25 protein-coding genes are annotated in these 25,035 nt (G+C 71.1%); 17 read left to right on the forward strand and 8 right to left on the reverse strand.

Features of this window, described 5'->3' with window-relative positions:
• Window positions 1-19: 19 nt before the first annotated feature.
• Both AL2_RS12815 and AL2_RS12820 read right to left on the reverse strand, forming a co-directional pair.
• On the reverse strand, window positions 20-829 hold the full coding sequence (locus tag AL2_RS12815) for a methyltransferase type 12 (RefSeq protein WP_067633405.1): 810 nt from the start codon (window positions 827-829) through the stop codon (window positions 20-22).
• A 10-nt stretch (window positions 830-839) separates the two neighbouring features.
• Complete coding sequence (locus AL2_RS12820) at window positions 840-1,703, reverse strand: HalD/BesD family halogenase (protein WP_067633407.1); 864 nt, start codon at window positions 1,701-1,703, stop codon at window positions 840-842.
• A 255-nt stretch (window positions 1,704-1,958) separates the two neighbouring features.
• On the opposite strand from AL2_RS12820, the gene AL2_RS12825 reads away from it, so the two are divergent.
• Together AL2_RS12825 and AL2_RS12830 are read left to right on the forward strand one after the other, a co-directional pair.
• A complete protein-coding gene (locus tag AL2_RS12825; RefSeq protein ID WP_067633409.1) occupies window positions 1,959-2,447 on the forward strand; it encodes an MSMEG_6728 family protein in 489 nt (162 codons plus the stop codon).
• Between the two features lie 38 nt (window positions 2,448-2,485).
• Complete coding sequence (locus AL2_RS12830; protein ID WP_067633411.1) at window positions 2,486-3,715, forward strand: PP2C family protein-serine/threonine phosphatase; 1,230 nt, start codon at window positions 2,486-2,488, stop codon at window positions 3,713-3,715.
• Between the two features lie 9 nt (window positions 3,716-3,724).
• Here the strand turns inward: AL2_RS12830 and AL2_RS12835 are convergent, their stop codons facing one another.
• From AL2_RS12835 to AL2_RS12850, 4 genes are all read right to left on the reverse strand, one after another.
• The gene (locus tag AL2_RS12835; protein ID WP_067633760.1) at window positions 3,725-4,645 is read right to left on the reverse strand and encodes an alpha/beta hydrolase; all 921 of its coding nucleotides are present in this window, start codon (window positions 4,643-4,645) and stop codon (window positions 3,725-3,727) included.
• 341 nt (window positions 4,646-4,986) lie between these two features.
• The gene (locus AL2_RS12840) at window positions 4,987-6,330 is read right to left on the reverse strand and encodes a hypothetical protein (RefSeq protein WP_067633413.1); all 1,344 of its coding nucleotides are present in this window, start codon (window positions 6,328-6,330) and stop codon (window positions 4,987-4,989) included.
• Window positions 6,330-6,575: a hypothetical protein gene (locus AL2_RS12845; protein WP_067633415.1), complete on the reverse strand. Its 246-nt coding sequence runs from the start codon at window positions 6,573-6,575 to the stop codon at window positions 6,330-6,332. The genes AL2_RS12840 and AL2_RS12845 overlap by 1 nt, the downstream gene beginning before the upstream one ends.
• Before the next feature lie 99 nt (window positions 6,576-6,674).
• Window positions 6,675-6,971, reverse strand: a complete 297-nt coding sequence (locus tag AL2_RS12850; protein ID WP_067633417.1) for a hypothetical protein — start codon at window positions 6,969-6,971, stop codon at window positions 6,675-6,677.
• A 224-nt stretch (window positions 6,972-7,195) separates the two neighbouring features.
• Here AL2_RS12850 and AL2_RS12855 point away from each other — a divergent pair, with 224 nt between their 5' ends.
• The 8 genes from AL2_RS12855 (at window position 7,196) to AL2_RS12890 (ending at window position 15,369) form a co-directional block, all read left to right on the forward strand.
• Window positions 7,196-7,732 (forward strand): ferritin-like domain-containing protein, encoded by a 537-nt coding sequence (locus tag AL2_RS12855; RefSeq protein ID WP_067633419.1) that lies wholly within the window; start codon window positions 7,196-7,198, stop codon window positions 7,730-7,732.
• Window positions 7,733-7,778: 46 nt separating this feature from the next.
• Window positions 7,779-8,747: a TIGR03557 family F420-dependent LLM class oxidoreductase gene (locus tag AL2_RS12860; RefSeq protein WP_067633421.1), complete on the forward strand. Its 969-nt coding sequence runs from the start codon at window positions 7,779-7,781 to the stop codon at window positions 8,745-8,747.
• 499 nt (window positions 8,748-9,246) lie between these two features.
• A complete protein-coding gene (locus tag AL2_RS12865) occupies window positions 9,247-9,729 on the forward strand; it encodes a PraA/PraB family alkane oxidation protein activator (protein ID WP_067633423.1) in 483 nt (160 codons plus the stop codon).
• Between the two features lie 220 nt (window positions 9,730-9,949).
• Window positions 9,950-11,485: an FAD-binding oxidoreductase gene (locus AL2_RS12870; protein ID WP_067633425.1), complete on the forward strand. Its 1,536-nt coding sequence runs from the start codon at window positions 9,950-9,952 to the stop codon at window positions 11,483-11,485.
• A gap of 145 nt (window positions 11,486-11,630) precedes the next feature.
• A complete protein-coding gene (locus AL2_RS12875) occupies window positions 11,631-12,884 on the forward strand; it encodes an alpha/beta hydrolase (RefSeq protein WP_083946463.1) in 1,254 nt (417 codons plus the stop codon).
• Between the two features lie 68 nt (window positions 12,885-12,952).
• Complete coding sequence (locus AL2_RS12880) at window positions 12,953-13,510, forward strand: hypothetical protein (RefSeq protein WP_067633427.1); 558 nt, start codon at window positions 12,953-12,955, stop codon at window positions 13,508-13,510.
• A gap of 145 nt (window positions 13,511-13,655) precedes the next feature.
• Window positions 13,656-14,456 carry a VOC family protein gene (locus tag AL2_RS12885; protein WP_067633429.1) on the forward strand — a complete coding sequence of 267 codons (801 nt, stop codon included), beginning with the start codon at window positions 13,656-13,658 and terminating at the stop codon, window positions 14,454-14,456.
• A gap of 106 nt (window positions 14,457-14,562) precedes the next feature.
• The gene (locus AL2_RS12890; RefSeq protein WP_067633431.1) at window positions 14,563-15,369 is read left to right on the forward strand and encodes a VOC family protein; all 807 of its coding nucleotides are present in this window, start codon (window positions 14,563-14,565) and stop codon (window positions 15,367-15,369) included.
• 123 nt (window positions 15,370-15,492) lie between these two features.
• On the opposite strand, the gene AL2_RS12895 is transcribed toward AL2_RS12890, so the two are convergent.
• Window positions 15,493-16,155 (reverse strand): TetR/AcrR family transcriptional regulator, encoded by a 663-nt coding sequence (locus AL2_RS12895; RefSeq protein ID WP_245666599.1) that lies wholly within the window; start codon window positions 16,153-16,155, stop codon window positions 15,493-15,495.
• 141 nt (window positions 16,156-16,296) lie between these two features.
• On the opposite strand from AL2_RS12895, the gene AL2_RS12900 reads away from it, so the two are divergent.
• The 5 genes from AL2_RS12900 to AL2_RS12920 all read left to right on the forward strand — a co-directional run bounded on the left by AL2_RS12900 (window position 16,297) and on the right by AL2_RS12920 (window position 21,124).
• Window positions 16,297-17,535, forward strand: coding sequence for a YncE family protein (locus tag AL2_RS12900; RefSeq protein WP_067633435.1), 1,239 nt, complete (start codon window positions 16,297-16,299; stop codon window positions 17,533-17,535).
• A gap of 169 nt (window positions 17,536-17,704) precedes the next feature.
• On the forward strand, window positions 17,705-18,445 hold the full coding sequence (locus tag AL2_RS12905) for a PIG-L deacetylase family protein (RefSeq protein WP_067633437.1): 741 nt from the start codon (window positions 17,705-17,707) through the stop codon (window positions 18,443-18,445).
• Complete coding sequence (locus tag AL2_RS12910) at window positions 18,442-19,140, forward strand: 4-carboxy-4-hydroxy-2-oxoadipate aldolase/oxaloacetate decarboxylase (protein WP_067633439.1); 699 nt, start codon at window positions 18,442-18,444, stop codon at window positions 19,138-19,140. The genes AL2_RS12905 and AL2_RS12910 overlap by 4 nt, the downstream gene beginning before the upstream one ends.
• A complete protein-coding gene (locus AL2_RS12915; protein WP_067633441.1) occupies window positions 19,137-20,180 on the forward strand; it encodes a 4-oxalomesaconate tautomerase in 1,044 nt (347 codons plus the stop codon). Before AL2_RS12910 ends, AL2_RS12915 begins: the two co-directional genes overlap by 4 nt.
• Entirely contained in the window at window positions 20,177-21,124 is a 948-nt protein-coding gene (locus AL2_RS12920) for a catechol 2,3-dioxygenase (protein WP_067633443.1), read from the forward strand. The genes AL2_RS12915 and AL2_RS12920 overlap by 4 nt, the downstream gene beginning before the upstream one ends.
• 1 nt (window position 21,125) lies before the next feature.
• Here AL2_RS12920 and AL2_RS12925 read toward each other — a convergent pair whose 3' ends face one another.
• The gene (locus AL2_RS12925; RefSeq protein ID WP_067633445.1) at window positions 21,126-21,890 is read right to left on the reverse strand and encodes an NAD(P)-dependent oxidoreductase; all 765 of its coding nucleotides are present in this window, start codon (window positions 21,888-21,890) and stop codon (window positions 21,126-21,128) included.
• A gap of 80 nt (window positions 21,891-21,970) precedes the next feature.
• Here AL2_RS12925 and AL2_RS12930 point away from each other — a divergent pair, with 80 nt between their 5' ends.
• A complete protein-coding gene (locus AL2_RS12930; protein ID WP_245666601.1) occupies window positions 21,971-22,603 on the forward strand; it encodes a GntR family transcriptional regulator in 633 nt (210 codons plus the stop codon).
• A 108-nt stretch (window positions 22,604-22,711) separates the two neighbouring features.
• Window positions 22,712-24,745: an elongation factor G gene (fusA, locus tag AL2_RS12935; protein ID WP_067633449.1), complete on the forward strand. Its 2,034-nt coding sequence runs from the start codon at window positions 22,712-22,714 to the stop codon at window positions 24,743-24,745.
• Window positions 24,746-25,035: the final 290 nt, after the last annotated feature.

Raw genomic sequence — 25,035 nt, forward strand, 5'->3', positions numbered from 1 at the left:
TCCTCGTGTCGTCGGTGCTTTAGCCGCGCGGCTTGGAAATGTAGAGCTGCGCGTAGAACCAGCCGCCGGTCTCCAGGCCGCTCGGGTCGACGCCGGCGTCCGAGAGGCGCTCCAGGACGCCCGCCTGCTCCTCGTCCGTCGCGAACCGCCGCTGCCTGAACAGGCCGTCGCGGCGGACGGTCTCGTATCCGGCGGCGGCGAGGGTCTCCTCGATCGGGTCGAACGGGAACATGCGCAGGATGAAATGCGCCATCCACGGCGGCCGGCCCTCGCAGGCGCCGACGATCCGGGAGATGGTGCGTTCGGTGACGTAGCCGAGGCAGCCCGTGGAGATGACCAGGTCGGTCGCGGCGAGCCGGGCGCGCTGCTCATCGGTCGGGTCGCCGTTCTCCAGGTCGGCGTGGACGGCGCCGTCGAGGAGACCGGCGTCGAGCGCGTAGGAGAGGGCGCTGTCCGAGGCGTCCAGGCCGATGAAGCGGACAGGGTCGGCGGGTTCACCGGAACGGACCAGCTCCCGGTCGCGGCTCAGCAGTGTGGCGCGCGTCTGCCTGTGGGCGTCGCGGCCGCTGTAGCGATCGTACAGTTCGGCCATCGTCGCGCCGTGCTTCACCAGGGCCGCGTTGATGCCGTACGAGCAGCCGATGTCGAGCACGGTCGGAACCGGCACCCGGCGCGCCTCCCGGTATTCGGCGATGACCCGCTGGAAGTGCGGTTTCGCCAATTCCGGGATGTTGTAGTCGAGGTCGCGGAGCGTGCTGAAATAGGCGCGGGGGTCGGGCCGCGTGTAGATGTGGTCGAGCGAGATCTTGCCTGTGGTGTCGACGTGCAACGACGGCCTCCTAGTCGAGCAGCTGGTCCACCCGGACGGCGCGTCCCTCCGCCGCCAGGTGCTCGGGCAGGACGCGGCCGAAGAGCTGCCTCGTGCGCGCGACGCTGCCGATGACCCCCGGGCGCTCGCTGTAGGCGAAGATCGCCGTGTGCCGCGCCGTGTCCCCCCTGACCGTGCTCACCCGGTGCAGCGAGTACCGCCCCTTGAACAGCTGCAGGTCGCCGGGCCGCAGCGTGAGCCGCTGGACGAGGTGCCCGCCGCGTCCGGTCAGCACGTCCCGGACGTCGCCGAGGTTCTCCCGTTCCGCCGTCCTGATGTTCGGGCAGTACTCGAAGGCGCCTCCGTCCTCCGGCTCCTGCGTGAGCAGGCTGACCGTGAACTCGTTGGTGTCGAAATGCCAGGGATGTTCCATCCCCGGGTTGACGACGTTGAGGACGAGCCCCGACAGCGGGTCGCCCAGCTCGTGTACGCGCGGCAGCCCGAAGCAGCTCGCCACAAAACGCTGGAAAAGGCCGCTCGAATAGAGCCGGTGGACGATGGAGTCCGCCGGGATGCGGTCCCGCGCGACGAACGCGTTGCCCCGCCGGACGGTGATGCGCCCCGGATGGCCGTCCGGCAATGGCGTATCGACATCGATGTTGTAGGCGTTCACTGTTTCGACGTCATAATGGGCGGCCGGTGCGATCGCCGCGCATTCCGTTCGCAGCGTGTCCTGCAATGCGGGGCGAATGAAGTCCGGCAGCACGCAGCATCCGGATTTCGCCAGTTCCGCGCGCGTCCGGGAAACGACCGCGTTCCAGCCGGCGCCGCCCGGCTCGGCCAGCGGATAACGGTCCGTGTCGGCCACCCGTGCGAGAGCCTCCGCCGCGCCCATAGCGTTCCTTCCGCTTCGCCGAACCCCAGACGGGTTTTAGCACAGTCCTTCCGGCATTTCATGGCCGGCCTTTCCGGCGCGGTTTGTCAGAAAACGATAGGCCCGGCCCGTGACCTGTGCCTTCGAACGTTCCCGGCCCCGCGCGGGCGCCCCCGCCGGTGTGTCCCATCTCACCTACTGGCGAGTAGCCTCCGCCCGTCCGCCGCTCGGCGCACTGGGTAGGTACCCGGGGGCAGGGGGACGAAGGGGGCGGCCGTGCAGACCTTTCTGCCGTATGCGGACTTCACCGCGACGGCGCGAGCGCTGGACCGGCGGAGGCTGGGCAAGCAGCGCGTCGAGACCATCCAGGTGCTGCGGGCGCTCACCGTGCCGGGCTACGGCTGGCGCCGCCACCCGGCGGCGCTCATGTGGACGGGCTACGAGGAGGCGCTCGTCCGGTACGGACTGGACGTCTGCGACCGCTGGCGCGGCCTCGGCCACGCCGACACCTGCGCCGGGACGCTGGTCGCCGACCTGGCCGCGGCCAAGGGGACCCGGCGCCCGCGGCGGCAGGACCGGCTGGCCGCCGCGGGGGAGCTGCCGCCCTGGCTGGGCGACCCGGCGTTCCATCTCAGCCACCGTTCGGCGCTCGTCCGCAAGGACCCCGGGTTCTACCGTCCCCTGTTCCCGGATGTCCCGGACGATCTCCCCTACGTCTGGCCGGCCTCGGACCGTCCGCCACATGATGCGGACGGGGGCGGGTAGGGAATGGTGCGCAACCGAAAGCGCGGGGTGGCAAGCCGATGCTGAGAGAGCTGGTGGCGGCCAGCCACCTGATGTCGGTGGAGCAGCTGCCGGGCGCCGCGGCCCGGCACGCCGCGGACGCCGGCCTGCACGACGTGGTCATCTACGTCGTCGACCTGCAGCAGACGGTGCTGCGGCTGCTCACCGGCAAGGGCGCGGACGCCGGCGGGGACCCCGGGGACGAGAGCCCGGAGTTCAAGATCGAGGGGACGCTCGCGGGCCGGGCGTTCCAGACCATGGCACCGGTGGCCGGCCACGTGTTCGACGACGGCACCTGCCAGTACTGGCTGCCGATCCTCGATGGAACCGAGCGGATCGGCGTCCTGCGGACCACCATCCGCCAGGATGACGCGCGGCTCAGGGAGGACGCCGAGTACCTGGCCGGCATGGTCGCGCTGATCATCGTCAGCAAGGGCCCGAACAGCGACTCGCTCTCCCGGCTGGTGCGGACGCGGGACATGACGGTGTCGGCGGAGATGCAGTGGCGGCTGCTGCCGCCGCTGACCTTCGCCAACGACCAGGTGGTGATCAGCGCGGCGCTGGAACCGGCCTACCGGCTGGGCGGAGACACCTTCGACTACGCCCTGGCGGGCGACACCGTGCATTTCGGGGTCTTCGACGCCATGGGGCACGACACCGCGGCCGGGCTGACCTCCAGCCTCGCCGTGGCCGCCTTCCGGAACCACCGGCTCCAGGGGGCCGACCTGCTCGGCACCGGGCAGGGGATCGAGGACGTGCTGGTCGAGCAGGACAGCAGCGGACGCTTCGTCACGGCGCTCCTCGCCGAACTCGACCTCCGTTCCGGCGTCCTCTCCTTCGCCTCCTACGGCCATCCCGTGCCGGTCATCATCCGCAAGGGCCGCTGGGTGACCACGCTCGAATGCCGTCCGGGCACCCCGCTCGGCACCGGTCTCGGCATCGAGCCGAAGCTGTGCGTCGAGCAGCTCGAACCGGGCGACCGCGTCGTGCTCTACACCGACGGGATCGTCGAGGCCCGCGATCCGGACAAGCAGGAGTTCGGGCTGCACCGCTTCGTCGACTTCCTGATCAAACGGAACGCCGACAGGCTGTCCGCGGCCGAGACGCTGCGGCGCCTGGTCCATAACATCCTGGAGCACCACGCGGGGCGCCTGGACGACGATGCCACCGTCCTCCTCGTCGAATGGCACGGCTGGCCGGGGAGGAAGGACCTGCCGGAGGACGTGCCGACGGTGATGGGCCGGCGCTGACCTACCGCCCTACCGCGTCCCGAGGGCGTCCATCAGCATGGGGTACGCCTGGTGCAGGTCGCGCTGCCAGTACGGCCAGTCGTGCTGCCCGTCGAAGAACCGGGCGGTCACCGGGACGCCTCGGTCGTGCAGCCGGGCCACGAACGCGTGTGCGTTGTCGTCGGCGGCGGCCTCCACCGGGTCGGTGAAGGGCATGCCGCCGAGCGTCCCGGCCCTGCCGTTGCCGCTCGCCACCCACAGCCGGACGCCGTGCAGCCGCCCGGCCAGGTCGGCCGGGTTGTGCGCGCGCCAGACCGCCGCCTGGTCGTCGGGGTCGCCCCAGACGCGCCGCCAGTCGGTGCCGGGGCAGGCGAAGGACGGCCCCCAGCCGGTCGAGTCGTCGCCGGGCTTGTGGCCGTAGAGGGTGTCGACGTATCCGCTGAACGACGCGGCGGCCTTGAACATGCCGGGGAAGCGGGCGGCGTAGAGCATGGCGCCGAGGCCGCCCATGGAATTGCCCGCGATGACGCGGTCGGTTCCGGCGTGGTAGTCGCTTTCGAGAATGCGCCGGAGTTCGGTCATGTGGAACGTCTCCCATTGCGGGGAGCCGCCGTGCCCGTAGTTCCACCAGTCGGAGTAATTGCCGCAGCGGCCGCCGTTCGGCATGACGACGATGACGTCGCTGCCGGCGGTGAGCCGCGCGACGTCGGTGTCGCGCGTCCATGCGGTGTAGTCGTCGACGCCGCCGTGCAGCAGCCACAGGGTGGGCCACGTGCGGTGCGCGTCCGCCGACCAGCCGCGGGGGACTAGGAGGCGGACCTTCTGCCGGCCGTCCATGGCCGGGGAGTCGATGGTCAGGTCCACGGTGCGGGACGCGACGGACGTCTCGGCGACGACCCGCGCGCCGGTGCCGGCGACTGCCGTCTGGGCGAGTGCGGTGGAACGATCCACGAGCGGGGACGGGATGAGCAGCACAAAGGCCCCCAGCCATGCGGCGGGGGTGATGCGACGAAGCAATGCGGGGCCTTCCGGGAACACCGGCATGGGGTTGTGCCGGCCCTGGGAAAATGAGGGGAGAAAGGGAGTTCCGTGGTACGGCCTGTTTCTCTCCTTACTCCGAGTAGGTTCCCGCCGGGTGCGCCAGTGAAGCACAGAGTAAAAAGCGTATAAAATGCATTTCCGCCATGCCGGGAGCGGGAGCGGGCGGGGGCCGGACGCGCGAACGCCGGACACGCGAACGCCGGACGCCCGCGGCGGGCGTCCGGCGTTCGCCGGCGTTTCGTCCGGGACGGTCAGGAGTCCGGCACCGCCCGGGGAGCCGGCCCCTGGATGTAGCCGACGGCCCACCGCACGAGCCGGCGGCCGATCCCGTAGAAGATCAGCGCGAGCCCGGCCAGCGGCAGCACGAGCAGCATGATCTGCAGCCCGGAGGTGAGCAGCTCCAGCGGGCCCGCCCCCGCCGACGCCTCCACCGCGAGCCGGCGCATCATCCACCAGTCCTTGGCGACCAGCCCGGGGATCTGGGTGGTGATGAGGCCGAGCTGGAACACCAGCATCGGAATGACGGTCAGCACCCACAGCGTGACGAAGATCTGCGGCCAGCGCTTGAGGTCGTTCAGCCGGGCGTCGGCGGGGCGCCGCAGCAGCGCCCGCTTCAGGATCGGCCCGATGTACTTGAACAGGTCGGGGACGCCGACCAGGTCCGACATGATGTAGTACCCGTCGAACCGCAGCGTCGGCAGCAGCTGCTGGATCATCTCGATGTTGACGTACAGGACGGCGACGAGCAGCGGCTCGAAGCCCGTCTGCAGGTACACCAGCGTCAGCGCGACCACGAAGATCGCGTTGAAGTACACGCCGGCGAGGTCGGCGCGCAGCCGGCCGCCGCGTCCGAGCCGGTACGACTCGGTGATGTCGGTGTAGAACGCCGGCCACACCAGGTAGAGCCCGCAGCCCATGGTGCCCGGCCGGACGCCCCCGTACCGGCAGGCCGTGGCGTGCCCGATCTCGTGGAACGCGCAGGAGGCCACCCCGAGCCCCATGACCAGCAGGATGCTGACCGGGTTCAGGATCGCCAGCGAGAGCGCGTCCGCGATCGAGTGGGAGCTGAACAGCCACCCCTCGCTCACCAGGAACGCGGCGATCATGACCGCCATCGCCACCGGCCGGAACAGCCATCCGAACAGCCCGCCGACGAACCAGGTGAACGACTCGGGGAACACCGCGACCTTGAACCGCAGCGCCAGCCACGGGTCGGCCTTCACCAGCTTCGGCGGCGTGCCGTCGCTGTAGGTGGTGACCCCGAGGGGGGCGAGCTTGCGGTCGACGAGGTAGACGACCTGCTCGCCGGTCAGCCGGGCGCCGGCCTCCGCGCTGACCGTGTCCGCGACCCGGTCCAGCGCCTGCTCGACGTCGGTGCCCGCGAGGTCCCGGTGTTCGTGCAGCGCCTTCGCCACCGTGAACAGCAGTGGCGGCAGCTTGACGAGCTGCCGGTTCGGCAGGCAGACGAGCTGCGGCGGTTCCCGGTAGCCGGAGTTCTTGAACTCGCCGACGAGTTCGGCGCCCTCGGTGAGCGCGGGCAGGGTGAGCGCCGGCGGCTCGTCGCCGTCCACCTCCCGTATCGCTGAGGTGCTCATCAGTGCTGGTCGACCACGGTGGCCGGGACGCAGGTCAGGGTGGACTGCGGCGGCTGCGCCAGCAGGCCCGTCCCGAGCAGGCCGGTGGTGCCGGGCGAGTAGGTGGACTGGCACGCGTACGCGACGACCGTGGAGCCGTCGCCGTCGCCGCGCGGCGCGGACATGGCGAGCCGCGGCGGCAGAATCTCGGCGTCGAGGCGGTCGAGGTCGGCGTAGCTGAGTTTCTTAGGCAGTTCGAGGCTCATGTGACGGCTTTCGGGTGGGCGGGAAAAGGGGGGAAGGGCCGGCGGGAGAACGCCAGCCCTTCCCTTGCGGGCCGGAGCCCGCGGTCACTGCGAGGCGACTCAGCCGTTGTTGGCGATCGCCGTGCCCGGCAGGCAGCTGTGGGTGCTGGTCGGGTTCTGGGACGCGAGGCCCAGAGCCGACAGCAGACCGGCGTTCTGCTGGTTGTTGGTGCTCACGCAGGAGTTCTGCACGATGGTGGTGCTGTCGTCGTCACCGCCGCCGTGGCCGGCGTTGAGGTTGAAGTTGTGGTTGTCGTCGTCGCCGCCGCCACCGACGAGAAGGGTGGACAGCACGGCGCGCTCCGGCAGGACCTCGCCGGCCAGCAGGTCCAGCTCGGTGTAGCTGAAGGACTTCATGTGGTTCCTTTTCTTCCTTGTCACGCCCGGATCTCAAGGTGGATACCGGATGTCCCTTCCTCACCACGGGTCGTAGTGAGGTAGCTCTACGTATAGCACGTGTCACAGACTGTGGCCAAGTATGGGGTGCCCGGACGCGTTCTCGCGTCGTTTCACGGCCCGGCGCATGGGCCCTCCGTCGTGGGTAGGACGCCTTTGTCCGCGCATGATCAGGAGGAGAGGGCATGGTCGACAACAGTTTCAGCATCGACGTGGCGGCGATCAGGGAGCGCGCCCGCGCGAAGATGGCCGACGGCCCGGTGACGGCCGGCTACGGCAGGAGTCCCGCGGAGGTCATCGACGTCCTCAACGACGTCGTCGCCACCGAGATCGTCTGCTGGATGCGGTACGCGCAGCACGCGATCAGCGCGACCGGGATCGACCGGGCGCAGGTCGCCGCGGAGTTCAGCGAGCACGCCGACGAGGAGCGCGACCACGCGATGCGCGCCGCCGAGCGCATCAGCCAGCTCGGCGGGAACCCCGACTTCGACCCGAAGACGATCGCCGAGCGCTCCCACACCACCTACGAGACGTTCGACGAGAACGACCTCAAGGGCATGCTCCAGGAGAACCTCGTCGCCGAGCGGATCGTCATCGAGTCCTACCAGGAGATCATCCGCTGGCTCGGCGACGGCGACGTCACCACGCGCCGCATCATGGAGCAGATCCTCGCCGAGGAGGAGGAGCACGCCGACGACCTGATGGACCTCCTCGGGCAATGACCCGGGCTCGACGATTCGGCGCCGCCGGGCGGGTATGCGAGCAGGCATGGAATTCGGATACTCGCTGCTCTGCGAGCAGACCCCGCCCAAGCAGCTCGTCACCGACGGCGTGGAGGCCGAGGAGGCCGGCTTCGACTACCTCACCATCTCCGACCACTACTTCCCGTGGCTGGAGGAGCAGGGGCACTCGGCCTACGCGTGGTCGGTGCTGGGCGCGCTCGCCCACGCGACCTACCGCGTCCCGCTGATGACGCTGGTGACCTGCCCGACGATGCGCTACCACCCGGCCGTGGTGGCGCAGAAGGCCGCGACGACGGGAGTCCTGTCGGACGGCCGGTTCATCCTCGGCCTCGGCGCGGGGGAGAACCTGAACGAGCACGTCGTCGGGCGGGACTGGCCCCCGGTGGACGTCCGGCACGAGATGTTCGAGGAGTCCGTGGAGATCATCCGGGCGCTGTTCGGCGGCGACTACGTCAACTACCACGGCAGGCACTACCGGGTGGACGCGGCGAAGCTCTACGACCTGCCCGACCAGCCGGTCCGGATCGGGATGGCCGCGTCCGGCCCCCGCGCCGGCCGGCTGGCGGCCGGGCACGCCGACATGCTGGTCTCCGACCAGCCCCTCGGCGACGTCGCCGGCCTCTTCCGCGCCGAGGGCGGCGCGGGCAAGCCCGCCTACGGGCAGATCCCGGTCGCGTTCGGCGACGACTACGACGAGTGCAAGCGGCGCGCCCACCGCATCTGGAAGTTCTCGGCACCGGGCTGGAAGGTGATGGCCGAGCTTCCCGGCCCGGTGAACTTCGAGGCCGCGACGAAGACCGTCCGCCCCGAGGACGTCGCCGAATCCGTCCCTTGCGGCGACAACATCGACGACTACGTCGAGGTCGTCCAGCAGTGGGCGGACGCGGGCTTCACGCACGTCTCCTTCTGCCAGTCCGGCCCGGACCGCCAGAAGGACTTCCGCACCTGGGCGGAGGCGGACCTCCTCCCCGTCCTCCGCGAACGCTTCGGCTGACCCGGAGCCCATTTCGCCCATCCGAAAGACGAGGGGACCCGGGGTCCGAATATAGCCATTCGTCCATTGGTTCACGTCCCCCAGATGCAACACGTTCTCATCGCCGGTCCCGCAGCCGAACCCGCTGCTGGCGGCGCATGGGGGACGGTCCGGGCCGGGCGGAGGCCGCAGCCCGCCCAAGTGCCGTAAGTCCAGCGGAGACTCCCTATCGGACACTCGGAAAGCTGCGTTGCGGACGCCCGAGAAGGGGCGTATGAAGAACGTCTCCGTCCGGTCATTGACCGCCAAAGAACTTTTCCTTACTGTCCTTGATAGAACGCGTTCTACTTGGAGCCGCCGAGTCCCGGGCGATGAAGCTGGACGGCTCCCGGCTCCCGGTCCTCGATTCACGACGTCCCGCCGTCCTTTGGCCAAGGGCGCGGTGACGGCTGCGAATCGGGCCTCCCACCCCGTTCCCCGGGTGCAGGCGCGACGCCCACCGTTCGAAATGAGGACTCCCTTGTCCCGCACCAAGAAGCCGGCCGCGATCGCCTCGATCACGGCCGCGGCCGCCGTCGCCGTCGCCATGACCGCAACCCCCGCCCTGGCCTGGACGGCCGGCGGCTTCACGGCCACCCTCAACGGGACCATGACCATCGACGCGGGGGTCTCCGCCTCCTGCACGAGCTCCACCCTGTCCGGCACCATCGCGTCCGACGGCACGCTCTCCGTCACCTCGGCCTCCGTCGGCGGCTGCGGTGTCACGGTCACGCCGAAGAACCTGCCGTGGAGCGGCAAGCTCGACAACGGCGTCGCCACCATCAACGGCTTCGCGATGAGCGCCATCGGCTGCACCTACGGCGGCAACCTGAGCGGGTCCTTCTCCGGCACCGACCTGCCGGTCAGCGCCACGTTCGCGAACCAGACCGTCCAGAAGCAGAGCGGCTGGCTCTGCCCCGGCTCCGCCACCGTCACCGCCACCTACGACTTCGCCGCCTCCTAGCCCCCTCGGGACCGGCCGGCCCGACGTCACCCGAGCCGCTCCCACCGCCGTGCCCCCGGCCCCCGCCGGGGGCACGGCGCCGTCGGCCAGGGAGGCCGCTGAAGTGCTGCTCGGCGACCTCTCCAAGGCGTTAACCATGTGTTACTGATCGACTACGTAGGAGGTGGGTGGGGAAGGGTTCTTCGCGTCCTTTTCCGAGGTGCGCGGGGGCGTTGCGGGCATGAGTGAGCTGTCGACACTGCCGACCACGGTCGTGCGGTCCGGTGACAAGCGGTATCCGGCGCTCAGCCGGGGATTCAACCAGCGGTGGATCGCCGCGCCGGAGTACGTGCGGCTGGTCCGGACGCCCGAGGAGGCGCGGGCGGCGCTCGCGGCGGCGGTCGGCGAGGAGCCGGAGGACCCGGCGCGGACGCGGATCACGGTGCGGGCCGGCGGGCACTGCTACGAGGACTTCGTCTGCGGAGAAGACGTGCGGGTCATCCTGGACGTGAGCCCGATGTGCGGCGTGTCCTACGACAGTTCCATGAAGGCGTACTGCGTCGAGGCCGGGGCGACGCTGGGGCACGTGTACGGCCATCTGTATCCAGTCAGCGGGAAGGTGCTGCCGGGCGGGTCGTGCTTCTCGGTGGGGCTGGGCGGGCACATCCCTGCGGGCGGGTTCGGGCTGCTGTCGCGGCAGCATGGGCTGACCGTCGACTACCTCTACGCGGTCGAGGTGGCCGTGGTCGATGCCGACAGGAACGTCAAGCTGGTGGTGGCCAGGCGCGACGACCAGGACGCGAAGTTGCACGAGTTGTGGTGGGCGCACACGGGCGGTGGCGGCGGCAACTTCGGCGTGGTCACCCGGTTCTGGTTCCGGGGGCTTCCGCAGCCGCCGAGACAGGTGCTTCTGGCCGCGCTGGCATGGGACTGGAAGGACTTCACCAAGGACGGGTTCGCCGCGCTGCTGACCGCGTTCGGGGAGTATTTCCGCGACCATCAGAACCCGTCGACGGCGGCCGGGAAGCTGTTCGCGATGCTCAAGCTCAACCACGTGAGCAACGGGCAGATCGGGCTTCTTGCGCAGGTGGACGCGGACGATCCGGACGGGGCGCAGGCGATGGCGGAATTCGTCGCGGCCCTCGACGGGCGTATCGGGCCGGCCGCGACGAAGATGCGGTCGGTGATGGGGGAGCACTTCGTCCACCTGGACATTCCGCGGGCGATGCCGTGGCTGACGGCGACGCAGGCGCTCAATTCCAGTGGTGAGAACCGCTGCGGCAAGTACAAGTCCGCCTATCTGCGGAAGCCTTTCACGGATCAGCAGACCAATGCGATGTGGGCCTATCTCGGCAACGAGAAGTACACCGGCTACGCCAACCGGCAGGCGCTCATTCAGGTCGACTCGTACGGCAGTGCCGTCAACAGGCCGCTGCACCGGACCGCGGCGCGGCAGCGCGACTCCATTCTGAAACTCCAGTACCAGGTCTACTGGGCGAAACAGGACCCCGGCGAGGACGCGCACATCGCGTGGATACGCGACGCGTACAAGGCGACGTTCGAGGCGACCGGCGGCGTGCCCGTCGCGGACGGCGACACCACGGACGGCTGCTACATCGGGTATCCGGACGCCGACCTGGGTGATCAGCGGTGGAACACGTCGGAGCAGTCGTGGGAGACGCTCTACTACAAGGACGCCTACACGAAACTCCAAGAGGTCAAGCGGTACTGGGACCCGTGCAACGTGTTCAGGCACGCGCAGTCGATCCGCCCCTGAGCAGGGGAGTGACTTGGGTCACGGACGCCCGTCTCATGTTTATTGCATTTGTTGCCAATACTTGCGGCTGTGACGTCCGGGACAGTAGTTTCGTCCGGACGAGCAGAGCGTCGGGCCCGGGGCGGTCCGGGCGGCTGGGGAGTCCATGAAGAAGCGTACCGACAGGAAGATCGCCATCGCGGGCACCGCGGCGGCGGCCGTGCTGCTGCCCACCGTGATGGTCGGCCTCGCGCAGGCCGGGATCGGCGTGCCGACCGGCAAGTCGGAGGCGTCGGGCAACTCCCAGACGATCCCCTCGTTCGGGCCCGCGACGCAGCCGTCGGCGCCCGCCGGCCCCGCGTCCCCCGGTGCGCCGCCGAAGACGGCGAAGCTGCCGAGCGTCCCGCTCGGCACCAACCCGTTCAAAACGGGCGGCGGCTCGCCGGCCCCGGGCAACCCCGACACCGACAACGGCAGCCACGGCAAGAAGCCGCAGCTGCCGCCCGGCACCGGGTCCAGCAAGTACGCCAAGGCCCCGGACGGCGCCGCGATCACCGAGGTGAAGAAGGTCACCTCGCGGACCTTCGACGTCACCATCGCCTCGCCCGCGCTGGGCGCGGCCGTGAAGACCCGGGTGATGATCCCCAAGGGCTGGAAGTCCACGGCCACCAAGTCGTGGCCGGTCGTGTACGCCTACCACGGCGGCAACAACAACTACACGTCCTGGACCAAGGACTCCAACATCGAGCAGATCATCGGCCCGTACGACGCGATGGTCGTGATGCCCGAGGGCGGCTGGAACGGCTCGTACACCAACTGGTGGAACGGCGGCAAGGGCGGCATCCCCGAGTGGGAGACCTTCCACATCGAAGAGGTCATCCCGCTGATGGAGCGCAACTTCCACGCCGGGTCGGTGCGCGCCGCGATCGGCCTGTCGTCCGGCGGGCAGGGCGCCATCACCTACGCCGAGCGGCACCCCGGCAAGTTCAAGTACGCCGCGTCCTACAGCGGCGCCCTCAACATCACCGCGCCGGGCATGCCGGTCATCCTGACGTCCATGAACCGGCAGGCGGGCACCGCGATCTGGGGCGACCCGCTCACCGCGCGGGCGAACTGGCGGGCGCACGACGCGGCCGTCAACGTGGCCAAGCTGAAGGGCATCGGCGTCTACGTCTCGTCCGGCAACGGCGAGCCCGGCCCCTACGACAAGCCCGAGACGCCGCCGCTGGACGCGGGGCGGATCGGCGAGCAGCTCGCCGGGACGATGAACGACAACTTCGTCGCCGCCGCGAAGAACGCGGGCGTCCCGGTCACCTCGCACCTGTACGGGCCCGGCATGCACAACTGGAAGTACTGGAAGCGGGAGCTGGCCGCGAGCTGGCCGAAGATCGCCGCCTCCATCGGCGCCCGCAAGTCCTGACCGGCCGGAACCGCCACTGACCGGAATCGGCGACCCCGGCCGGGACGCGCGGGGTAGCGTGGCCGGCGATGAAGGGATTCGCGCGGCGGGAGTTCCAGCTCGTCCTGCTCCGCCGCATGGCCGACTACCAGCCGGGCCTCGTCGAGGACGCGATGCGCGCGCTCGGCGCGTCCCGCACCGAGATGCGGGAGGCCAACGCCCGCTGGCAGCGCGTCCTGCGGTCCCGGACGTTCCCGCGCGGCCGGCGCCGCTACGAGGCCGTCCTCGGCCCGGCCGCCGGCACCGCGGACCGGCGGATCGGCGACGTCGTGTGCGCGACCGCGTGGTGGCCGCCGCTGCCGCTGTGGCCCGGCCTCCGCTTCGAGATCATGATGGCGCCGGACGGCTCGGTCATGCAGGAGTGGCTCGTCCGGGACGACGGCGTCCCCGTGCCGGAGCTGGCGAGCGCCGACGACCTCGTCCCGTGGTCGTGCACGGTGAGTGACATCGACGCGCGGTTCGGGGCGGTGGCCCACCAGGACGGCGACGCGCCGAGCCGCTGGCACGCGATGATCACCATGCCGGACGGGGACACCTACGTCGCGCATTTCGTCTGGGGACTCCTCCAGACGGTGGTGAGCACGTGAGAACGCGCCGAGGGTGCCGGCGCGGCCGACCTTGCCGAACGTTGGAACCACTTTGGCGCGCGCCCTTGCCGCCGACATCATGGAGATTGCGCGCCCGCCCCTAGCGTGGGCACATGGACGCAGCGTACGGCTGGGCGGGTACGAGATGACGGGGCGGGTCCTCGGGACGCCCTACTGGGTGGAGATCGCCAGCCCCGACGTCGAGGTGTCACGCCGTTTCTACGGCGAGCTGTTCGGCTGGTACGCCTACACGCTGGCCACCGGAGGGTACGGCGACTACATGATGTTCACTCTCCGTGACGTCAATGGCCCGGAGGTCGGCGGCATGCAGCCGCTGACCGACGACACCCAGCCGCCGTCCTGGTCCTGCTACTTCTACACGGACGACATGGGGGCCTCGCTCGACGCCGTCCAGGCCGCGGGAGGGCAGGCGCTGATGGAGCCGGCCACCGTCGCCCACATGGGTCGCGCGGCGCTGTGCTCCGACACGCAGGGCGCCGGGTTCGCGCTCTACGAGCCGGCCGACCCGAGCCTCATTCCCGTCGCCGACGAGCCGGCGACGATGTGCTGGGTGGAGCTGGCCTGCAGGGACGTCCAGGAGAGCCGCCGCTTCTACGGCGAGGTGTTCGGCTGGACGGCCGTGGACCGCGACTACTACGGCTCGGTCTACACCAACTGGAAGGTGGGCGACTGGGCGGTGGCGGGCATGGTGTCGATGGACGAGCGCTGGCCGGCCGACTACCCGGCCCATTGGATCCCGTACTTCTGGGTACCCGATTGCGACGCGTACGCCGCCCGGGCGGTGGAGCTGGGGGCCAAGTCCCGCGTCCCGCCGAGCGACGTGGAGACCGGCCGCTTCTCGATCCTGACGGACCCGACCGGTGCCCGCTTCGCGGTCCTGACGCCGGCCGCCGGGGCACGCGACAGGTTCCATCCCCGCCGGTGACCGGGCGGGGATTCGGACTCGTTGGGACGATCTTGGCGATTCCGGACAGCGCAGATTGCGCGCGCCGCCCTAGCGTTGGAGGCATGCGAGCTGTCAGGGGCGGGCTATGCCCGAGGTGACCTCATTCGCCCCCGGTTTTCCGAGCTGGGTTGAGCTGGCCGGCCCGGACCCGGAGCGGTCGAAGGACTTCTACTGCCGCCTGTTCGGCTGGTACTCCTACACGCTCACCGCCGACGTCGGCGAGTACGAGGTCTTCACGCTCGGCGGCGTCCAGGGGCCGGAGGTCGCCGGGATGCAGACCCTCGCGGACGACTCCCTGCCCTCGTCCTGGACGTGCTACTTCCGCACCGACGACATCCCGGCCTGCCTCGACTCCGTCCGCGGCGCGGGCGGCCTGGTCCTGGTGGAGCCGACCGACATCGCCGACCTGGGGCAGATGGCGCTGTGCTCCGACCCGGAGGGCGCCGACTTCGCCCTCTGGTACCCGTACCACCTGCAGGGCGCGGGCGTGGTGGACGAGCCGGCCGCGATGTGCTGGGTGGAGCTGGCCTGCCGCGACATCCAGGGCGCCCGCCGCTTCTACGGCCAGGTCTTCGGCTGGAAGGCCGTGGACCGCGACTACTACAGCTCCGTCTACACCAACTGGAAGGTCGGCGACTGGTCCGTGGCCGGCATGGTCTCGATGGACGAGCACTGGCCGCCCGGCTACCCGGCCCATTGGATCCCGTACTTCTGGGTGTCCGACTGCGACGACTCCGCCGCCAAGGTCGCCGAGCTGGGCGGCCGGGTCCACATCCCGCCGACCGACGTCAAGCCGGGCCGCTTCTGCATCGTCACCGACCCGACCGGCGCCCGCCTGGCGCTCCTCACCCCGGCCGTCCCCGATCACGCCGCCGTCCGGAGCCGTCCCTGACCGGAGCTACGGCCGCGACAGGGCTTCGCTGACGCCAGGGGTCGGTGGAGGGCACGGGCGGGTCTCCGTGCCCAGGTGACAGCCGGGCGGCCCCGGATTCGTCGCTGGCTTGATGAAGCGCGGTCAAGGTGAGGGATGCCGCCGGTCAGGGGCGTGCAGGCGGCCGAGGAGCATCAGGACGAGTTCGTCGATGACCTCGTCGAGGGTGGCGTCGACCCAGCCGGCGCTCCAGTCGTGCAGGAGGCCGTTGATGCTGCCGATGAAGGCGGTCGCGGCGATCCGGTAGTCGCGGTCGGCGATCTCGCCGCGCGCGGCGGCGGCGGCCGCCTCGGCGCAGAGGAAGTCGACCCAGCGGGCGCGGCGGGTGAGGCGCTGCCGGTCCATCCGCGGGCTGACGCCGATGATCTCGACGAACGCGATCCGGATCCGGGCGCGGTCGGCGGTGACGCTGGCGGCGTAGGCGCGGAAGAGCCGCGCCGTGCGTTCGGCGAGGTCGAGGCCCCGGACGGACGGGAGCGCGGCGACGACGTCGCGTTCGGCGCCGTCGTTGACCTCGAGGTGCAGTTCGGCGAGGAGGTCCTCCAGGGTGCTGAACTCCTCGTAGAACTGGCGGGTGGACAGGCCGGCGGCCTCGCTCAGCGCGGCGACCGTCGTGCCCCGGTAGCCGGGGCCGCGGCCGAACATCTCCAGCCCGGCGTCGAGGAATTTGCGGCGCCGCTCGGCGCGCCGCTCGGCCGCGGATCTGCCCCCGTACCTGCCGGTCGGCCGTGCGCGCCTCTCCGCCACCTCGCTCCTCCCCATGGCCCGGACGGCATTTTCCCGCATCCGGGTCTTGTGTCGCACATCACCCTGGATTACTGTCCAGTAACCGAGTCGGAACACGGCCGTTTTCAGACTGGAGACCTACCCCCCCCACTGGAGGACGCGATGCCTTCCCGAAGTCTCCGAAGACGAACCGCACTGCTCGGCTGCGCCGTCCTCGCGGCGACCGCGATGTCCGGGGCGCTCCCCGCGCAGGCCCAGCCCGTGCAGCCCGCCCAGCCGGCCCAGGCGGCGGCGCTGCGCGACGTGATGGCCGTCGGCAACGGCCAGGGCGGCACCGTCAGCTTCATCGACACCGCCACCTACCAGAACCTCGGCTCCATCAACGTCGTCCCGGACCTGCAGCAGCGCCTGGACTCGATGACCGTCGTGGAGCGCGTCGGCTACGAGGCCGTCAACGCCGCGCAGGGCTACCGCAAGCTCGTCGACGACATGGCCGTCTCCCCGGACGGCCGGACGCTCTACATCTCGCGGGGCGCGCTGTCGGACGCCGTCGCGTTCGACATCGCCACGAAGAAGATGCTGTGGCGGCACAAGACCGAGGGCTTCAAGGCCGACCACGCCGCGCTGTCGGCGGACGGGAGGCAGTTCATCGTCTCGGCCACCACCGCGAGCAAGGCCGAGGTCATCGACACCGCGACCGGCGCGCTGCGGACGAGCTTCGCGACCGGCGCCTACCCGCACGCCAACGACTACTCGCCCGACGGGACGATCCTCTACAACTCCAGCATCGGCATCACCTCGCTGCCCAAGCTGCTGAACGGGCTCAAGGGGTCGCGGGCCGTCACGGCGGTGGACGCCGCGACGTTCAAGCCGCTGCGCACGTACCAGTTCGAGTACGGGATCCGCCCGGCGGTGTTCACCCGCGACAACAAGACGATGTACGCGCAGCTGTCCTACCTCAACGGGTTCGTCGAGTACGACCTGGCGGCCGGGAAGATCACGCGGACGGTGACCATGCCGTTCAGCGACAAGGCCGCCAAGATGAAGCCGGACGACTACCCGCAGAACTCCGCGCACCACGGAATGGCGATGAACGCCGACGAGTCCAAGCTGTGCGTGGCCGGGACGATCGACGACTACGTCTCCATCGTCTCCCGGTCCGGCCTCACCACGGACGGGACCGTCACCTACGCCACCGACGCCCTGCCGTACTGGACGCAGACCAGCCCGAACGGCCACGACTGCTTCGTCTCGCTCGCCGAGGACGACCAGATCTCCGTGGTCGACTACCGGACCGCCAGGGAGGTCGCCCGCATCGACGTCGGCCGCTTCCCGCAGCGGGAACGGGCCGCCAAGCTGACCCCCGAGGCCCTCGCGTCCCTGGACCCGGCCAAGGGCTGACCCGCCCCCGAAACCGCCACCGCGGGGCCCGCCGCCACCCACATCCGGCGGGCCGCGCGGTGGCCCTTCCGTTCCCGCCCCGTGGTTGGAGGCCCGGCGCGGGAGAACTGGCGCATGACTTGGCTCCATAATTGTTGACAATTTGGGTGACGGGGTGGAGGGTGCCGCCATGAGTACTTCGGCCTCTCCCAGCCCGCTGCTCGTCGTCAGCGCCCACGCGGGCGACTTCGTCTGGCGCGCCGGCGGCGCGATCGCGCTGGCCGCCGCGCGCGGCGACCGCGCCAAGGTGGTGTGCCTCAGCTACGGCGAGCGCGGCGAGTCCGCCCGCGCCTGGCGCGAGGGCATGCGGCTGGACGAGATCAAGAAGCTGCGGCGGGGCGAGGCCGAGGCCGCCGCGGCTGTGCTGGGCGCCGAGATCGAGTTCCTGGACGCCGGCGACTACCCCCTCGTCGAGTCGCGGGAGCTGGTCGACCGGCTCGTCGGGATCTACCGGGAGTTCGTGCCGGCCGTCGTCCTGACGCACACCCTCGCCGACCCGTACAACGGCGACCACCCGGCGGCGGCGCGGATGGCGCTGCAGGCCCGCGTGCTCGCCCAGGCCATCGGCTACGACGCGCCCGGCGAGCCGCTCGGCGCGCCGCCGGTGTTCTTCTTCGAGCCGCACCAGCCGGAGCAGTGCGAGTTCAAGCCGGACGTGCTGCTCGACATCACCCCGGTGTTCGGCAAGAAGCGCGCGGCGATGGAGTGCTTGCCCGCGCAGGTCCACATGTGGGACTACTACACCGACCTCGCGAAACGGCGGGGCGTGCAGCTGAAGCGGAACGCGGGCCCCAACCTGGGGCTGCCGCACGACACGCGCGCCGAGGCGTACGTCCGGCTGTACCCGCAGACCACGGCGGAGCTGGCATGAGGACGGTCGTCGTCACGAACCCGCCGCGCGCCGGCGCCGCCGCGGTGGACTCCCTCGCCGGGTACGGCGTCGCCACCGTCCACGAGGCCATGGGACGCACCGGTTTCCTCGGGCCGTCCATCCGGCCGGTGCACCTCGGGTCGCGCATCGCGGGGACGGCGGTGACCGTCCTGTCGTGGCCGGGCGACAACCTGATGATCCATGTCGCGGTCGAGCAGTGCCGTCCCGGCGACGTGCTGGTGGTGACCACCACGTCGCCGTCCACCGACGGCATGTTCGGCGAGCTGTTCGCGACCGCGCTGCAGCGGCGGGGCGTGCGCGGGCTCGTCATCGACGCGGGGGTGCGGGACGTCGCGGAACTGCATGAGATGGGCTTCCCGGTGTGGTCGGCGGCGGTCAGCGCGCAGGGCACGGTGAAGGCCACGCCGGGCGCGGTGAACGTGCCGGTCACGATCGGCGGGCAGCTCATCCGGCCGGGCGACGTGGTCCTCGCCGACGATGACGGGGTCGTCCGGGTCGAGCGCGAGTCCGCCGCGGAGGCGGTGAAGGCCGCGCGGGCCCGCGAGGAGAAGGAGGCCGCGACCCGCGCCGCCTTCCGGCAGGGCGAACTCGGCCTCGACCGGTACGGGCTGCGCGACCGGCTCCCCGGGATGGGCATCGAGTACGTCGACTACGCGGAGTACATCGGGCGATGACCGGTATTCGCTGCATGCTCATGCGCGGCGGGACGTCCAAGGGCGCGTACTTCCTGGCCGGGGACCTGCCGTCCGACCCGGCTGAACGCGACGACCTGCTGCTGCGGATCATGGGCACTCCCGACCCGCGGCAGATCGACGGGATCGGCGGCGCGCACCCGCTGACCAGCAAGGTCGCGGTCGTGTCGCCGTCCGCCGGCGACGAAGCCGACGTCGACTACCTGTTCCTGCAGCTCGGGGTCGAGGAGCCGACGGTCTCCGGCCGGCAGAACTGCGGGAACGTGCTCGCCGGCGTCGGGCCGTTCGCCGTCGAGCGCGGGCTCGTGTCGGCGGGCGGCGACCGGACGAGCGTCCGCGTCCGGATGCTGAACTCCGGCAGTATCGCCACCGCGACGTTCCCGACGCCCGGCGGCGCGGTCGACTACGGCGGCGGCACCGCCATCTCCGGCGTGCCGGGCACGGCGGCGCGGATCGATCTGGACTTCGCGGGGACGGAAGGATCCGCCTGCGGGGCGCTGCTTCCCACCGGCCGTCCCCGCGACCGGATCGACGGCATCGACGTCACCTGCGTCGACAACGGCATGCCGGTCGTGGTCGCCGCCGCGTCCGACCTCGGCGTCACCGGCTACGAGACCGACCTGTCCCACCTGCGGGACCGGATCCAGTCGCTGCGGCTCCAGGCGGGCGAGCTGATGGGCCTCGGCGACGTGTCGGCCGCCTCGGTGCCGAAGACGACCCTCGTCGCGCCGCCCCGCGACGGCGGGACGATCTGCACCCGCACGTTCATCCCGCTGCGCATGCACACCTCGATCGGCGTCCTCGGCGCGGTCAGCGTCGCGACCGCGCTGCTGGTCGACGGCGCCGTGGGGCACGACCTCGCGGATGTCCCGCCGCCGGGCGCACCCATGGGCATCGAGCATCCGGCCGGCCGCCTGGACGTCGTGGTCGAGCTGGACGGCACCGCCGTCCGGCGGTCCAGCGTCGTCCGGACGGCCCGCAAACTCTTCGACGGCACCGTCTTCCCCCGGAGCACCCGATGAACATCAAGCACGAGATCGCGCACGTCGCCCACGTCGAGCTGCTGACGCCCGAGCCCGAGAAGAGCCTGTGGTTCTTCACCCGGATCATGGGCCTCACCGAGGTCGGCGCCGAGGGCGACTCGGTGTACCTGCGGACATGGGACGACTACGAGCACCACACGCTCAAGCTCACCGCGCACAGCACGTCCGGCATCCGGCGGACCGGGCTGCGCACGTCCTCGCAGGAGGCCCTCGACCGGCGCGTCCAGGCCATCGAGGACGCCGGGCTCGGCATCGGCTGGCGGGACGGCGACCCCGGCCTCGGCCCGACCTACGTGTTCCGCGACCCCGACGGCCACGAGCTGGAGATCTACTGGGAGTCGCAGTGGTACGAGGCGCCGCCGGAGCTGGCGCCGGCGCTGAAGAACCAGGCGCAGGCGTACCCGGCGATGGGCGTGTGCGTCCGCCGCCTCGACCACGTCAACTTCCTCGCCGCCGACGTCGTGCCGAGCACCGACCTCCTGCGGGACGTCCTGGGCGCGCACGCCACCGAGCAGATCCAGCTGGACGACGGCACCATCGGCGCGCGCTGGATGACGTTCACCAACAAGTCCTACGACATCGTCTACACGCGGGACTGGACGGGCGCCAACGGCCGCCTGCACCACATCGCGTTCGCCACCGACACCCGCGAGGACATCCTCCGCGCCGCCGACATCTTCCTCGACAACGACGTCTTCATCGAGACCGGGCCGCACAAGCACGCCATCCAGCAGACGTTCTTCCTCTACGTCTACGAGCCGGGCGGCAACCGCATCGAGCTGTGCAACCCGTGCGCCCGGCTCGTCCTGGCGCCCGACTGGAAGACGATCACCTGGACGGAGGCCGAGCGCGCCAAGGGCCAGGCGTGGGGCCTGAAGACGATCGAGTCGTTCCACACCCATGGCACCCCGCCGGTTGACTAGGTCAGCCGGCGGACAGGCGCCTCAGCAGGTCGCGGCTGGCGGCGGCCATCGGGTTCGGGACGTCCAGCTCGTCCAGCATGGCCGCCGCCGCGTCCATCTCGGCGGCGCGGCGGACCGCGTGCCTGTAGGTGCCTCCGACGAGGCGGTCGACGGTGTGCTCGCCGGCCGCGGTCAGCTCCGCGACGATGTTCGCGCGGAGCCAGTCCTCGCAGCCGGCGGCCCGCGCGGCTTCGAGGGCCTCGACGACCGACCCGGCGAGGCCCTTGAAGAACACGCTGCGGAGCAGCTTGCGCTCCGCGGCCAGCCCGGCGGCGCCGTCCAGCACCTGGACCTCCGCGCCGAGCGGGGTGAGGATCTGCGCGACCTCGGCGGCGCCCTCTCCGCTGATCAGCAGCGGCGTGCGGAGCCCGCGTCCCGGCACCGGCGCCATGATGGCCACGTCGGCGAACCGGACGCCGTTCTCTCTCGCGATCGCGTCGAGTTCCCGCTTGAGGCCGGGGGAGCCGGTGTTCAGGTCGGCCCAGACCGCGCCGTCGGCGACCGCCCCCGCGCCCGCCTTGAGCGCCGCGGCGGCGTCGTGCGCGCTGTTGACGCTCAGCACGAGATCGGCTCCGGCCACGGCGCCGGCCTCGCTCGCGCAGGCGACCGTCCCGTCCGGCGCGGGAACGGCGGGATCGTAGCCGCGGACGACGGCGCCCGCCGCGACGAGGCCGCCCGCGATGGCGCCGCCCGCCTCGCCCAGTCCCAGCACCGCGATGACCGGCATGCCGTTCCCCTCCCTCGCCCGACCTCCCGCTGCGGCTACCCTAGATCAGCGACAAAAATGGCGACAATTCGGGAGTGCCGGTGAGCGACGTGGTGGGCGGGATCCGGGAGGCGATCCTGCGCGGCGAGTTCGTCCCGAACCAGCGGCTCATCGAGGCGGACCTGTCCGAGCGGTTCGCCGCCAGCCGCGCCAGCGTCCGCGCGGCCCTCGCCGACCTGGCCAACGAGGGCCTCATCGAGCGCGTGCAGAACCGCGGCGCCCGCGTCCGCGCGGTCTCCCTCGCCGAGGCCGTCGAGATCTCCGAGGTCCGGATGGTGGTCGAGGGCCTGTGCGCGGCGAAGGCCGCCGAGCGCGCCACCGCGGCCGACGCCGCCGGACTGCGGGAGATCGGGGACGCGATGCGCTCCGCCGTCGAGTCCGGCGACGTGCTCGGCTACTCCCGGCTGAACGAGCGCCTCCACCGCCGCGTCCGCGAGATCAGCGGGCAGCGGACGGCCGCGGACGTCCTCGAACGGCTGCGCGCGCAGAACGTCCGCCACCAGTTCCGGCTGGCCATGCACCCGGGCCGCCCGCAGGCGTCGCTGCCGCAGCACCTGGCCATCATCGACGCGATCGCCGCCGGCGACCCGGACGCCGCCGAGCGCGCCGCCCGCGACCACCTGCGCAGCGTCATCGAGACCCTCCCGGACGTCGGCCGCGGCCTCCTCTCCTGACGCGGAAAACCCTTCGCGCTCGCGGGGCGCCGCCGGTTACCGTCGCGCATGCCGCGACGGACGATCTTGTCCGGCGGCGGCCGTCATCGAGTGCGAAGGAGGATCCCGATGACAACCACAGCCCTTGCTCTCGCCAAGGTCCGCAACATCGGGATCATGGCGCACATCGACGCCGGCAAGACGACGCTCGCCGAGCGGATCCTGTTCTTCACCGGCGTCTCCCACCGCATCGGCGAGGTGCACGACGGCGCCGCCGCGCTCGACTTCATGAAGCAGGAGCGGGATCGCGGCATCACGATCACGTCGGCCGCGACGACCTGCCACTGGGCCGTCGAAGGCGACGGCCACACGCTCAACCTCATCGACACGCCGGGCCACGTCGACTTCACCATCGAGGTCGAGCGGTGCCTGCGCGTGCTGGACGGGGCCGTGGCCGTGTTCGACGGCGTCGCGGGCGTCGAGCCGCAGTCGGAGACGGTGTGGCGGCAGGCCGACCGGTACGGGGTGCCGCGCGTCTGCTTCGTCAACAAGCTCGACCGGGCCGGCGCCGACCACCACCGGTGCGTGCGGATGATCCGCGAGCGGCTCGGCGCCGTTCCGCTGGTCGTGCAGGTGCCGATCGGGTCCGAGGCCGGGTTCGAGGGCGTCGTCGACCTCGTCTCCATGCGGGCTCACGTCTGGCCGGACGAGCGCCACGCCGTCGTGGACGTCCCGTCCGGCCTGATCGAGGAGGCGAGGCGTTGGCGGCGCACGCTCATCGAGACGGTGGCCGAGCACGACGAGCAGCTGATGGCGCTGTACATGGACGGCGTCGAGCCGCCCGTGGAGCAGCTCCACGCGGCGATCCGGAGGCTGACCGTCGCGTCGGCCGCGACCCCGGTGCTGTGCGGCAGCGCGTTCAAGAACAAGGGCGTCCAGCCCCTGCTGGACGCGGTCGTGCGTTACCTGCCGTCGCCCCTGGACGTCCAGCCGCTGGACTCCGGGGAGGTGCCGGACGAGGCGCCGCTGTCCGCACTCGCGTTCAAGGTCATGACCGGCCGGCACCTCGGCCGTTTCACCTTCGTCCGGATCTACTCCGGACGCCTGGTGTCGGGTGCCGCGGTGCTCAACAGCGTGCAGGGACGGAAGGAGCGGATCGGCAAGATCTACCGCGTCCACGCGGACAAGCGGGTGGAGATCGAGTCGGCGGGCGCGGGCGACATCGTCGCCGTCATGGGCCTGAAGCGGACGACCACCGGCGAGACGCTGTGCGACCCCGCGCATCCGGTGGTCCTGGAGTCCATGGACTTCCCGGCCCCGGTCATCGAGGTCGCGATCGAGCCGAGGTCCAGAGGCGACGTGGAGAAGCTGGGCGCGGCCGTCCACCGGCTGTCGGAGGAGGACCCGTCCTTCCAGGTCCGCGACGAGGACGGGCAGACCGTCATCGGCGGCATGGGGGAACTGCACCTGGAGATCCTCGTCGACCGCATGAAGGAGGAGTTCCATGTCGAGGCCAACGTGGGCCGTCCCCGCGTCGCCTACCGCGAGACCGTCCGGCGGGCGGTCGAGCGCGTCGACCTGACGCACCGGAAGCAGACGGGCGGCAAGGGCCAGTTCGCGAAGGTGCGGCTCGCCCTCGAACCCATCGCGGACGGGTACGAGTTCGTCAACCGGATCACCGGCGGGCGGATCCCGAAGGAGTTCATCCCGTCGGTGGACGCGGGCTGCCAGGAGGCGCTGCGGACCGGCGTCCTCGCGGGGTACGAGATGACGGGGGTGCGGGTCGTCCTCACCGACGGCGACTTCCATCCCGTCGACTCGTCCGAGCTCGCCTTCAAGATCGCCGGTTCGCTGGCGGTCAAGGAGGCGGTCCGGCGCGCGTCCCCGGTGCTGCTCGAACCGGTGATGGCCGTCGAGGTCACCGCCCAGGAGGAGCATCTGGGCGCGGTCATCGGCGACCTCGGCGGCCGCCGGGGCCGGGTCGGCGGGACGCGTGAGCGCGGCGGCGCGTGGGTCGTCCAGGCCCTCGTCCCGCTGGCGGAGATGTTCGGCTACGTCGGGGATCTGCGCGGCATGACGTCCGGCCGGGGCGTGTTCACGATGCGGTTCGCGGCGTACGCCGAGGTCCCGGCCTCGGCCGCCGAGAAGATCATCGGCCGCTGACGGGGTACCGGGGCCGCACGGGAGCGTGCGGCCCCGGTTCAGCTCCAGATCGTCACGTAGACCGGGGGACGGAAGCGGGACGGCGGGACGCCCGAACCGGGGGAGCGCATGATGTGCAGCGCCTCGGCGGTGGCGAGGAAGCGCCGGAACGCGCCCGCGAGCGGCGGGCGCCGGTCGGGCGCCAGCGTGGTGGCGTGCCAGGGCGACCGGGCCCTCGTCCGAACCCCTCCATCGTCCCGTCCGGCAGGCCCGCACCGCGCCGGAGATCGCCCTGTCGGTGCTTGCGGAGG

This window comes from Actinomadura latina NBRC 106108, assembly GCF_001552195.1.
GTDB lineage: Bacteria > Actinomycetota > Actinomycetes > Streptosporangiales > Streptosporangiaceae > Spirillospora > Spirillospora latina.

Excerpts from the sequence above, each read along its gene's own strand:
- fusA (WP_067633449.1), top strand. The coding sequence starts at position 22,712 with ATGACAACCACAGCCCTTGCTCTCGCCAAGGTCCGCAACATCGGGATC.
- AL2_RS12850 (WP_067633417.1), bottom strand. The coding sequence starts at position 6,971 with ATGAAGTCCTTCAGCTACACCGAGCTGGACCTGCTGGCCGGCGAGGTC.
- AL2_RS12920 (WP_067633443.1), top strand. The coding sequence starts at position 20,177 with ATGAACATCAAGCACGAGATCGCGCACGTCGCCCACGTCGAGCTGCTG.
- AL2_RS12830 (WP_067633411.1), top strand. The coding sequence starts at position 2,486 with ATGCTGAGAGAGCTGGTGGCGGCCAGCCACCTGATGTCGGTGGAGCAG.
- AL2_RS12870 (WP_067633425.1), top strand. The coding sequence starts at position 9,950 with ATGAGTGAGCTGTCGACACTGCCGACCACGGTCGTGCGGTCCGGTGAC.
- AL2_RS12875 (WP_083946463.1), top strand. The coding sequence starts at position 11,631 with ATGAAGAAGCGTACCGACAGGAAGATCGCCATCGCGGGCACCGCGGCG.
- AL2_RS12820 (WP_067633407.1), bottom strand. The coding sequence starts at position 1,703 with ATGGGCGCGGCGGAGGCTCTCGCACGGGTGGCCGACACGGACCGTTAT.
- AL2_RS12915 (WP_067633441.1), top strand. The coding sequence starts at position 19,137 with ATGACCGGTATTCGCTGCATGCTCATGCGCGGCGGGACGTCCAAGGGC.
- AL2_RS12925 (WP_067633445.1), bottom strand. The coding sequence starts at position 21,890 with ATGCCGGTCATCGCGGTGCTGGGACTGGGCGAGGCGGGCGGCGCCATC.
- AL2_RS12885 (WP_067633429.1), top strand. The coding sequence starts at position 13,656 with ATGACGGGGCGGGTCCTCGGGACGCCCTACTGGGTGGAGATCGCCAGC.
- AL2_RS12860 (WP_067633421.1), top strand. The coding sequence starts at position 7,779 with ATGGAATTCGGATACTCGCTGCTCTGCGAGCAGACCCCGCCCAAGCAG.
- AL2_RS12905 (WP_067633437.1), top strand. The coding sequence starts at position 17,705 with ATGAGTACTTCGGCCTCTCCCAGCCCGCTGCTCGTCGTCAGCGCCCAC.
- AL2_RS12880 (WP_067633427.1), top strand. The coding sequence starts at position 12,953 with ATGAAGGGATTCGCGCGGCGGGAGTTCCAGCTCGTCCTGCTCCGCCGC.
- AL2_RS12840 (WP_067633413.1), bottom strand. The coding sequence starts at position 6,330 with ATGAGCACCTCAGCGATACGGGAGGTGGACGGCGACGAGCCGCCGGCG.
- AL2_RS12900 (WP_067633435.1), top strand. The coding sequence starts at position 16,297 with ATGCCTTCCCGAAGTCTCCGAAGACGAACCGCACTGCTCGGCTGCGCC.
- AL2_RS12890 (WP_067633431.1), top strand. The coding sequence starts at position 14,563 with ATGCCCGAGGTGACCTCATTCGCCCCCGGTTTTCCGAGCTGGGTTGAG.
- AL2_RS12845 (WP_067633415.1), bottom strand. The coding sequence starts at position 6,575 with ATGAGCCTCGAACTGCCTAAGAAACTCAGCTACGCCGACCTCGACCGC.
- AL2_RS12910 (WP_067633439.1), top strand. The coding sequence starts at position 18,442 with ATGAGGACGGTCGTCGTCACGAACCCGCCGCGCGCCGGCGCCGCCGCG.
- AL2_RS12855 (WP_067633419.1), top strand. The coding sequence starts at position 7,196 with ATGGTCGACAACAGTTTCAGCATCGACGTGGCGGCGATCAGGGAGCGC.